Raw genomic sequence first — 10,401 nt, 5'->3', positions numbered from 1 at the left:
TTTTTCAGGGGCTAAAAGTCCTTTTTCCTTAGGGGTGAAACACCTTGGCCAAGATTCTCGTGGTTACATCCGGCAAGGGTGGTGTGGGTAAGACCACCACCAGCGCCGCTATCGGTACCGGCCTCGCTCTGCGCGGTCACAAAACAGTTATCGTCGACTTCGACGTCGGTTTGCGTAACCTCGACCTGATCATGGGTTGCGAGCGTCGCGTGGTGTATGACTTCGTCAACGTGGTAAACGGCGAAGCCAACCTGCAACAAGCCCTGATCAAAGACAAACGCCTGGAAAACCTCTACGTACTGGCCGCCAGTCAGACTCGCGATAAAGACGCGCTGACCGTGGAAGGCGTGGAAAAAGTGTTGATGGCGCTGAAAGAAGACTTCGAATACGTCGTCTGCGACTCGCCGGCCGGTATCGAAAAAGGCGCGCACCTGGCCATGTATTTCGCCGACGAGGCGATAGTCGTGACCAATCCCGAAGTCTCCTCGGTGCGTGACTCGGACCGCATGCTCGGCCTGCTGGCGAGCAAGTCGCGCCGCGCCGAAAAAGGCGAAGAGCCGATCAAGGAACACCTGCTGCTGACCCGCTACAACCCGGAGCGCGTGACCCGCGGCGAAATGCTCGGCGTCGAGGACGTCGAGGAGATCCTCGCCATCCGCCTGCTTGGCGTGATCCCCGAATCCCAGGCGGTGCTCAAAGCCTCCAACCAGGGTGTGCCGGTCATTCTCGATGAACAGAGCGACGCGGGCCAGGCCTACAGCGACGCGGTCGATCGCCTGCTGGGCAAGGAAGTGGCCCATCGTTTCCTCGATGTGAAAAAGCAGGGCTTCCTGCAACGCCTGTTCGGAGGCCGTGAATGAACATCTTCGACTTCTTCCGCGAGCGTAAAAAGGAATCCACCGCCTCCATCGCCAAGGAACGCTTGCAGATCATCGTCGCCCACGAGCGCGGTCAACGCAGCAAGCCCGATTACCTGCCCGCCCTGCAGCAGGAATTGGTAGAAGTCATCCGCAAATATGTGAATATCGACTCGGACCAGGTGCACGTCGCCCTGGAAAGCCAGGGCAGCTGTTCGATCCTGGAACTGAATATCACCCTGCCCGATCGTTGAAAACGACTGCGCTCGCTGCGTTTTCACTGCACGGATGTTAAACAATGGCGGCCTCGATGGCCGCCATTTCATTTTGGGTAGTCCCATGCCGCTGTCGAATATCGAAATCGTCCACCAGGACGACGCCCTGCTGGTGATCAACAAACCGACCCTGTTGCTCTCGGTGCCGGGCCGCGCCGACGATAACAAGGACTGCCTGGTGACTCGCCTGCAGGACAACGGCTTCCCCGAGGCACGCATCGTCCATCGCCTGGACTGGGAAACCTCGGGCCTGATCGTGCTGGCGCGCGATGCCGACAGCCACCGCGAGCTGTCGCGGCAGTTCCATGATCGGGAGACGGAAAAAGCCTACACCGCCCTGTGCTGGGGCGAACCGACGCTCGACAGCGGCAGCATCGACCTGCCGCTGCGCTACGACCCGCCAACCAAGCCGCGGCATGTGGTCGACCACGAGCACGGCAAGAACGCCCTGACCTTCTGGCGCGTGCTGCAGCGCTGCGGGCACTACAGCCGGGTCGAGCTGACGCCTATCACGGGCCGCTCGCACCAACTGCGGGTGCATATGCTGTCGATCGGTCATCCGTTGCTGGGCGATCGCCTGTATGCCCATGCCGAGGCCCTGGCCGCCCACGACCGGCTGTGCCTGCACGCCAGCCTGCTGTGCCTGACCCATCCCCTCAGCGGCGAACGCCTGCGCTTCGAGTGCCCGGCACCCTATTAGGTGGAAGGTGGATGAATTAAACATCATCCACCCTGCAGGGCTGCACTGGGGAAACTGCGCCCTGCGCCTGCCCCTGGGCCGCGCAAATCCGCTAGAATCCGGCCACTGCCGCCAGGAGGCCCCATGCGCGAAGAACTGAACCAAGGCCTGATCGACTTTCTCGAGGCCTCGCCCACCCCCTTCCACGCCACTGCCGCCCTCGCCTTGCGCCTGGAAGCGGCCGGCTACCAGCATCTGGACGAACGCGAGGCCTGGAGTGGCCTGGCCGGCGGGCGCTACTACGTGACCCGCAACGATTCCTCGATCATTGCCCTGCAACTGGGCAAACGCGCCCCGCTGGAAGGCGGTATCCGCCTGGTGGGCGCCCACACCGACAGTCCCTGCCTGCGGGTCAAACCCCAGCCGGAACTGCAGCGCCTGGGGTTTCTGCAACTGGGCGTGGAAGTCTATGGCGGTGCGCTGCTGGCGCCCTGGTTCGACCGCGACCTGTCATTGGCCGGACGGGTCACCTTTCGCCGCGACGGCCAGGTGGAAAGCCGCCGGATCGATTTCAAGCGGCCGCTGGCGATCATCCCCAACCTGGCCATCCACCTCAACCGTGAGGCCAACCAGGGCTGGGCGATCAACGCGCAGAACGAGCTGCCGCCGATCCTGGCGCAGCTGGTGGGCGACGAGCCCTATGATTTCCGCGCCCTGTTGGCCGATCAACTGGCCCGTGAACACGAGCTCAACGCCGATGCGGTGCTCGACTACGAACTGAGTTTCTACGACACCCAGCGCGCCGCGGTGATTGGCCTGAACGGCGACTTTATCGCCGGTGCACGCCTGGACAACCTGCTGTCCTGTTATGCCGGGCTGCAGGCGCTGCTGGCGGCAAGCCCTGAAGAAAGCTGCGTGCTGGTCTGCACCGACCACGAGGAAGTCGGTTCGTCCTCGGCCTGTGGCGCCGACGGCCCGATGCTCGAGCAGGTGTTGCGGCGCCTGCTGCCGGGCGACGAAGCCTTTGTCCGGATCATCCAGAAATCCCTGCTGGTCTCGGCCGACAATGCCCACGGCATCCACCCCAACTACGCCGAGCGCCACGACGCCAACCACGGCCCCAAGCTCAATGCCGGGCCGGTGATCAAGGTCAACAGCAACCAGCGTTACGCCACCAGCAGCGAGACCGCGGGCTTCTTCCGCCACCTGTGCCTGGCCGAGGAAGTGCCGGTGCAAAGCTTTGTGGTGCGCAGCGACATGGGCTGTGGCTCGACCATCGGCCCCATCACCGCCAGCCAGCTGGGCGTGCGTACCGTGGATATCGGCCTGCCGACCTTCGCCATGCATTCGATCCGCGAACTGGCCGGCAGCCATGACCTGGCGCACCTGGTCAAGGTGCTCACCGCCTTCTACGACAGCCCGGAACTGGCCTGAGACCTGTAGGCCGCGCTCGCGCCTGGCTGAGCGCGAGACGCGGTATGCGCATTCCCAACGAGCCCACGACGACCTGCCCACCCACGCCCAATGGCCACCGCAGCGCTGAGCAGATTCGTAGGATGGGTTAGCCATCAGGCTGAGGTTCGACAGGGCAGCACGGTCTGGATGGCGTAACCCATCAGGGCGCGGTGCCTGTCGATAGGCAGATGGGTATCGCTACGCTCAACGCCATCCTACGGTCTGCAGAAGCCCTGCCCTTGGGGCGGCTGCGCGCTACTCCGGCACCTCGACACTGACCCGCAGCGCATCGTGACGCCAATACTCGATATCGCAATCGATCAGGCGTCCGTGCTGATCGCGGTTGATCCGGGTGATGCGCAGCGCCGGGCTGCCGACCGCCACCTTGAGCGCCGCCGCCGCCTCCACCGGCAAGGCGGTGGGCAGCATGTCGAAGCGCACCCGCCCATAGCGGATCCCGTACTGGCTGGCATACAGGTCGGTCAGCGACAGGGTCAGGTCGAAGTCCAACAGACCCGGAAAATACTGGGGATTGAGGTAGTGCTCGACATAGAGCACCAGGCGTCCATCGATCCGTCGGGCGCGGCGGATCTGCAGCGCACTGGAGCAAGCCGGCAACTCCAGCAAGGCGCAGATTTCGGCCGAGGCCGGCAGCAGGCGTGCCGCCAGTACTTCGGTGGCCGGCACGCGGCCCTGCTCGCCAACCATGGCGTGAAAATGGCTGCGCACCAGCGGGTTATAGGCCAGCCTGGGCGGCGAGACGAACCAGCCGCGCCGCTCCTCGCGGTAGATCAGCCCTTGCGCCTCCAACTGCCCCAAGGCCTCACGCAGGGTGATGCGGGTGGTGGAGAACAGCTCGCTGAGTTTACGCTCGGCCGGCAACTGACTACCCGGCCCCAGCAAGCCGTGCTCGAGTTGCTCCTGCAACGCCCGGCAGATCGCGGTGACCGCGCGGGGTGCTTCATCTCGCATCGCCCTCTCCTAATTTGGACTAGACCAGCCCCAATCCAGGGCCAATTTTCCCACTGAAGTTTGCCTAACATAGGTCAAACCCACAGCAGACTGTAGTCAGCCTAGATGACCGGCGCATGACAGGCACAGCTCTAGCACGCCCCATGCCAGCCCAAAAAATAAAGATCACATCAATTAAATCAGCGACTTAACTATGGTCTACGCTAGAACGGTGCGCCCTCCGGCAAACCCTTGCCTGCGCTGGAGTGTGGGGAGTCGACATTAAATTGTCATCTAATGGGCCTAGATTGGCCTGGCTCTTGCTGATCTAGACCAAACCCTGTCACCGCGTAAGGAGCTTCGAATGAAACGCTTGCTGCTGGCTTCACTCCTCGGATCGACCATTGCACTGGCCAACGCGGCCTTGGCCAGCGACACCGACCTCAAGGGTCTGGAAGCCGCTGCCCGCGCCGAAGGCGCGGTAAACAGCGTTGGCATGCCCGATACCTGGGCCAACTGGAAGGACACCTGGGTCGACCTGAATAAACTGTACGGCCTCAAGCATCTGGACACTGACATGAGTTCGGCCCAGGAAATCGCGAAATTCGCCGCCGAAAAGGACAACGCCAGCGCCGACATCGGTGACGTCGGTGCGGCCTTTGGCCCCATCGCGGTGAAACAGGGTGTCACCCAAGCCTACAAACCCAGCACCTGGGAACAGATTCCGGTCTGGGCCAAGGACCCGGACGGGCACTGGATGCTTGCCTACACCGGCTCGATCGCCTTTATCGTCAACAAGAAACTGGTCAAGGACATCCCCACCAGCTGGGCCGACCTGAAAAAGGGTACCTACAAGGTCTCCGCCGGTGACGTCAGCACTGCGGCGCAAGCGGTCAACGGTGTGCTCGCCGCGGCCATTGCCAATGGCGGTGACGAAAAGAACATTCAACCGGGCCTCGAGCTGTTCGCCGAACTGGCCAAGCAGGGTCGCCTGTCACTGGCCAACCCGACCATCCAGACCCTGGAAAAGGGCGAAGTGGAAGTCGGTGTGGTCTGGGACTTCAACGGCCTGAGCTACCGCGACCAGATCGATCCGACCCGCTTCGAAGTGCTGATTCCGTCCGATGGTTCGGTGATCTCCGGCTACACCACCCTCATCAACAAATACGCCAAGAACCCCAACGCGGCCAAACTGGCGCGTGAATACATCCTCTCCGATGCCGGGCAAATCAACCTGGCCAAGGGCAACGCCCGGCCCATCCGTGCCGAGCACCTGACGCTGCCCGCCGATGTACAGGCCAAACTGCTGCCCCAGGCCCAATACGCCAAGGTGCAACCGATCAAGGATGCCGCCGCCTGGGAAGCGACGTCCAAGGCCCTGCCGCAACTGTGGCAGGAACAGGTGATCATCAATATGGAATAAACCCGCGCGCCTGCGGCGTCCGGAAGCGTGTAACTACAGTTTGGGCGGGTCGGTTTACCCTGGGTAGGCCGAACCCGCCCCAGCTGTTTTTACGGCCGCAGCCGTCGCCACCGCACCGACCGCGTAGCGTCAGTGCGCTGTTCATTGAAACCCGAAGGCCTTTGGACTCACCACCATGAACCACTCCGTCATCCTGGTCGTACTGGATGGCCTGAATTTCGAGGTCGCCCGCCATGCGCTGGGTCACCTGCAGGCCTACTGCGGCGCCGGCCGCGCCGCGCTCTATCAACTTGAGTGCGAGCTGCCTTCGCTGTCGCGCCCGCTGTATGAATGCATCCTCACCGGTGTGCCGCCCATCGACAGCGGCATCGTGCACAACGACGTGGTGCGTCTGAGCCACCAGCAAAGCGTGTTCCATTACGCCCGTGCCGCCGGCCGTTCCACCGCCGCCGCCGCGTACCACTGGATCAGCGAGCTGTATAACCGCGCGCCGTTCGACGCAGCCCGTGACCGCCACACCGCCGACAGCAGCCTGCCCATCCAGCACGGGCATTTCTACTACGCCGATCACTACCCGGACTCGCACCTGTTCGCCGACGCCGAGCATTTGCGCCTCCAGTACCACCCGGATTTTCTGCTGGTGCACCCGATGAACATCGACGATGCCGGGCATAAACATGGCCTGGATTCGCCGCAATACCGCAACAGCGCCCGGGTCGCCGACCTGCTGCTGGCCGAATACCTGCAACGCTGGCTGGACGCCGGCTACCAAGTCATGGTGACCGCTGACCACGGCATGAACAACGACCGCTCGCACAACGGCCTGCTGCCCGAGGAACGCGAGGTGCCGCTGTTCGTACTGGGCGCGGCCTTCAGCCTGAACCCGGCGGCCCGGCCGAAACAAACCGAACTGTGCGGCACCCTCTGCACGCTGCTCGGCGTGGCCCACGACAAACCCCTGTGCAAGGAACTGCTCTCGTGAATTCCGCCCTGCGCGGCAAGTGGTTGGCGGCCCTCTGCCTGCTGCCCTTTGCCCTGTTTTTTATCGCCTTCCAGATCGCCCCGCTGGTCTGGGTGGCCGTGCACAGCCTGAGCGTCGGCGACGCCTGGGGCCTGGGCAATTTCAGCAAGCTGCTGGACTCCAAGTTCTACCTGCAGGCGATCAAGCACAGCCTGCAGATCGCCTTCTGGTCGAGCCTGATCGGTATCGTCATCGCCGTGCTCGGCAGTTACTCGCTGCGCCAGGTGGACTCCAAACTGCGCGACTTCGTCATGGCCTTTTCCAGCATGACCAGCAATTTCGCCGGCGTGCCGCTGGCCTTCGCCTTTATCATCCTGCTGGGCTTCAACGGCACCCTGACCATCCTGCTCAAGCAGGCGGGCATCATCGAAGACTTCAACCTGTACTCCAAAACCGGGTTGATCGTGCTTTACAGCTACTTCCAGATTCCCCTCGGCGTGCTGCTGCTCTACCCGGCCTTCGATGCCCTGCGCGAGGACTGGCGTGAATCGGCTGAGCTGCTGGGCGCCGGGCATTGGCAATTCTGGCGTCATATCGGCTTGCCGGTCCTGACCCCCGCCCTGCTCGGCACCTTCGTCATCCTGCTGGCCAACGCCCTGGGCGCCTACGCCACGGTCTATGCCCTGACCACCGGCAACTTCAACGTGCTGCCAATCCGCATCGCCGCCCTGGTCTCGGGCGATATCGTGCTCGACCCGAACCTGGCCAGCGCCCTGGCCATGGTGCTGGTGGGGTTGATGGCGATCATTACCCTGGCCCACCAGTGGCTGCTGAGAAGGAGCTACCATGTCGCGCGCTGATCGGGCTCCGGCCAGCCTCTACCATCGGGTGGTGGTCTGGCTGCTGTTCGCCATCCTGCTGCTGCCCCTGGCGGGCACCCTGCTCTATTCACTGTCCACCAGTTGGTCGGCCAGCATCCTGCCCGATGGCCTGACCCTCAAGTGGTACCTGGCGCTGTGGAGCGACAGCCGCTTCCTGATGGCCTTCGGCCAATCGCTGCTGGTGTGTTTCGGCGCCCTGGCGTTGGCGGTGGTCCTGATCCTGCCGCTGCTGTTCGTGGTGCACTACCATTTCCCGCGCCTCGACGGGCTGATGAACATCCTGATCCTGCTGCCCTTCGCCGTGCCGCCGGTGGTCTCCTCGGTGGGCCTGCTGCAGCTGTATTCGTCCGGCCCCTTGCCCCTGACCGGTACGCCCTGGATTTTGATTGGCTGCTACTTCACCGTAGCGTTGCCCTTTATGTACCGCGCCATCACCAACAACCTGCAGGCGATCAACCTGCGCGACCTGATGGACGCCGCCCACCTGCTGGGCGCCAGCACCCCCAAGGCAGCTTTTCTGGTGGTGCTGCCGAACCTGCGCAAAGGCCTGATGGTCTCGCTGTTCCTGTCGTTCTCCTTCCTGTTCGGCGAATTCGTCTTCGCCAACCTGCTGGTGGGTACCCGCTATGAAACCTTGCAGGTGTACCTCAACAACATGAAAAACAGCAGCGGCCACTTCAACAGCGCCCTGGTGATTTCCTACTTCTTTTTCGTACTGCTGTTCACCTGGGCAGCCAACCGTTTGAACAAGGACACCCCATGAGTTTTCTGAGCATCCGGGGGCTGCACAAGAGCTACGGCCCAACCAGCATCTTCAGCGATATCCAGTGCGAGATCGCCCAGGGCGAGTTCGTCACCTTGCTCGGGCCCTCCGGCTGCGGCAAGTCGACCCTGCTGCGCTGCATCGCCGGCCTGACCCCGGTCAATGGTGGCCAGATCCTGCTCAATGGCGAGGACCTGGTGCCGCAGCCGCCGCAGAAACGCGGCATCGGCATGGTCTTCCAAAGCTACGCGCTGTTCCCCAACATGAGCGTGCAACAGAACGTCGCCTTTGGCCTGCGCATGCAGAAAGTCGGAGGCGCCGAGGCGCAGAAACGGGTCGACGAGGCGCTGGCCATGGTCGAGCTGAGCGAGTTCGCCAAGCGTTACCCGCACCAGCTGTCCGGCGGCCAATGCCAGCGGGTGGCCCTGGCCCGTTCGCTGGTGACCCGGCCGCGCCTGCTGCTGCTGGACGAACCGCTGTCGGCGCTGGACGCGCGCATCCGCAAGCACCTGCGCGAACAGATCCGCCAGATCCAGCGCGAGCTGGGCCTGACCACCATTTTCGTTACCCACGACCAGGAGGAAGCCCTGGTGATGTCCGACCGTATCGTGCTGATGAACCAGGGCCGCATCGTCCAGAGCGGCGACGCCGAAACCCTCTACACCGCGCCGGTGGACGCCTTCGCCGCCGGCTTTATCGGTAATTACAACCTGCTCGATGCCACTGCCGCCAGCCTGTTGCTGCAGCGTCCGGTGGCAAGCCGCATCGCCATCCGCCCGGAAGCCATCCAACTGCATGCCGAGGGTGCCATCGCCGCGCAGATCCGCAGCCACAGCCTGCTGGGCAACGTCATTCGCTACCGGGTCGAGGCCCGTGGCGTGGAACTGCTGGTGGACGTGCTGAACCGCAGCGCCGAGGACCTGCACCCCAACGGCCGGCAGCTGGCGCTGTCCATCGACCCTGCCTCGATCTGCGAGGTGGCGTGATGGCGCTGGCGATTTTCGACCTGGACGACACCCTGATCGATGGCGACTGCGCCAGTTTGTGGAGCCAGCAGATGGCCCGGCTGGGCTGGGTCGATGGTGAATCCTTTCTGCGCCGTGACGCCGAACTGATGGCCGCCTATGCCGAAGGCAAACTGGCCATGGAAGACTATATGGCCTTCAGCCTGTCACCCCTGGTCGGGCGCACCGAGGCAGAAGTCGCCTTTGTCGTGGCGCCCTTCGTCGAGGAGGTGATCGAACCCTTGATCCATGGCGATGCCTGCGCCTGCCTGGCCCGCCACCGCGCCGCCGGCGACCGCCTGCTGGTGATCTCCGCCTCGGCGCATTTCCTGGTCAGCGCCATCGCGGAACGGCTGGGGGTCGAGGAGGTTCTGGCGATCGACCTGGAACAGGCCCATGGGCACTACAACGGCCAGACCCGCGGCGTGCTGACCTACCGCGAAGGCAAGGTCACGCGCCTGCGCGCCTGGCTGCAGGCCGAGGGTGAAAGCCTGGGCGACGCGGCGTTCTACTCCGACTCGCGCAACGACCTGCCGCTGCTGTCCCTGGTCGCCAAGCCCCACGCAGTCAACCCCGATCCGGTGCTGCGCGCCCATGCCGAGCAGGCTGGCTGGCCCATTCTGCACTGGCGCTGAGGCTCACCAGCGCACCGATTCGGGCCGTCAGCCCAGGCGCGGCGCCCCGAGTCGCTGATTCGACAGAGTGATGGCCAGCTACTAGCCTCTCGGGGCGCTCCCTGGGAAGCCGGCGACGCACCCGTGTTGTTCTCACCTGCAGTAGGAGAGTGGTCATGGCTGGATGGTACGAATTGAGCAAGAGCAAGGATGAGCAGTACCGTTTTGTGCTCAAGGCGGGCAACGCCGAGACGATCCTGACCAGCGAAGGGTACACGAGCAAAAGCGCCGCCGAGAACGGCATCGCCTCGGTGCAAACCAATAGCGTTCTGGATGAGCGCTACGAGAAAAAAACCTCTGCCAACGGCAAACCCCACTTCACCCTCAAGGCGGCCAACCATCAAGTGATTGGCACCAGTGAGCTGTACAGCTCCGAACAGGCCCGCGCTACCGGCATCGCCTCGGTCAAGAGCAACGGACCGAGCACCACCGTCAAGGACCTGTCCTAAGAGCACTACAGCGTTAGCCGTCGCTCATT

General features: G+C 63.4%; 12 protein-coding genes. 11 read left to right on the top strand and 1 reads right to left on the bottom strand.

Translation table 11 applies throughout. The features are described from left to right. The first annotated feature begins 44 nt into the window (after positions 1–44). From minD to ABWY06_RS05515, 4 genes are all read left to right on the top strand, one after another. Complete coding sequence (gene minD, locus ABWY06_RS05530; protein WP_353924569.1) at positions 45–860, top strand: septum site-determining protein MinD; 816 nt, start codon at positions 45–47, stop codon at positions 858–860. Further along, positions 857–1,111, top strand: a complete 255-nt coding sequence (gene minE / locus ABWY06_RS05525) for a cell division topological specificity factor MinE (protein WP_353924568.1) — start codon at positions 857–859, stop codon at positions 1,109–1,111. The genes minD and minE overlap by 4 nt, the downstream gene beginning before the upstream one ends. 85 nt (positions 1,112–1,196) lie before the next feature. Next, positions 1,197–1,832 carry an RluA family pseudouridine synthase gene (locus ABWY06_RS05520; protein ID WP_353924567.1) on the top strand — a complete coding sequence of 212 codons (636 nt, stop codon included), beginning with the start codon at positions 1,197–1,199 and terminating at the stop codon, positions 1,830–1,832. 123 nt (positions 1,833–1,955) lie between these two features. Beyond that, positions 1,956–3,245 carry a M18 family aminopeptidase gene (locus ABWY06_RS05515; RefSeq protein WP_353924566.1) on the top strand — a complete coding sequence of 430 codons (1,290 nt, stop codon included), beginning with the start codon at positions 1,956–1,958 and terminating at the stop codon, positions 3,243–3,245. A gap of 276 nt (positions 3,246–3,521) precedes the next feature. Here ABWY06_RS05515 and ABWY06_RS05510 read toward each other — a convergent pair whose 3' ends face one another. Further along, complete coding sequence (locus ABWY06_RS05510) at positions 3,522–4,238, bottom strand: UTRA domain-containing protein (RefSeq protein ID WP_353924565.1); 717 nt, start codon at positions 4,236–4,238, stop codon at positions 3,522–3,524. Between the two features lie 343 nt (positions 4,239–4,581). Between ABWY06_RS05510 and ABWY06_RS05505 the strand changes: the two genes are divergently transcribed. The 7 genes from ABWY06_RS05505 (at position 4,582) to ABWY06_RS05475 (ending at position 10,372) form a co-directional block, all read left to right on the top strand. After that, a complete protein-coding gene (locus tag ABWY06_RS05505; RefSeq protein WP_353924564.1) occupies positions 4,582–5,640 on the top strand; it encodes an ABC transporter substrate-binding protein in 1,059 nt (352 codons plus the stop codon). 175 nt (positions 5,641–5,815) lie between these two features. Then, positions 5,816–6,622, top strand: coding sequence for an alkaline phosphatase family protein (locus ABWY06_RS05500; RefSeq protein ID WP_353924563.1), 807 nt, complete (start codon positions 5,816–5,818; stop codon positions 6,620–6,622). Next, positions 6,619–7,461: an ABC transporter permease gene (locus ABWY06_RS05495; protein WP_353924562.1), complete on the top strand. Its 843-nt coding sequence runs from the start codon at positions 6,619–6,621 to the stop codon at positions 7,459–7,461. The genes ABWY06_RS05500 and ABWY06_RS05495 overlap by 4 nt, the downstream gene beginning before the upstream one ends. Continuing rightward, entirely contained in the window at positions 7,448–8,245 is a 798-nt protein-coding gene (locus tag ABWY06_RS05490) for an ABC transporter permease (protein WP_353924561.1), read from the top strand. Before ABWY06_RS05495 ends, ABWY06_RS05490 begins: the two co-directional genes overlap by 14 nt. Next, positions 8,242–9,231, top strand: coding sequence for an ABC transporter ATP-binding protein (locus ABWY06_RS05485; RefSeq protein WP_353924560.1), 990 nt, complete (start codon positions 8,242–8,244; stop codon positions 9,229–9,231). Before ABWY06_RS05490 ends, ABWY06_RS05485 begins: the two co-directional genes overlap by 4 nt. Beyond that, positions 9,231–9,884: an HAD family hydrolase gene (locus tag ABWY06_RS05480; RefSeq protein ID WP_353924559.1), complete on the top strand. Its 654-nt coding sequence runs from the start codon at positions 9,231–9,233 to the stop codon at positions 9,882–9,884. The genes ABWY06_RS05485 and ABWY06_RS05480 overlap by 1 nt, the downstream gene beginning before the upstream one ends. Positions 9,885–10,039: 155 nt before the next feature. Continuing rightward, entirely contained in the window at positions 10,040–10,372 is a 333-nt protein-coding gene (locus ABWY06_RS05475) for a YegP family protein (protein WP_353924558.1), read from the top strand. Positions 10,373–10,401: the final 29 nt, after the last annotated feature.

It is taken from the genome of Pseudomonas sp. (genome assembly GCF_040514055.1).
GTDB lineage: Bacteria > Pseudomonadota > Gammaproteobacteria > Pseudomonadales > Pseudomonadaceae > Aquipseudomonas.
The sequence above is the reverse complement of the archived record's forward strand: the minus strand, read 5'-3'. Positions and strand labels throughout refer to the sequence as shown.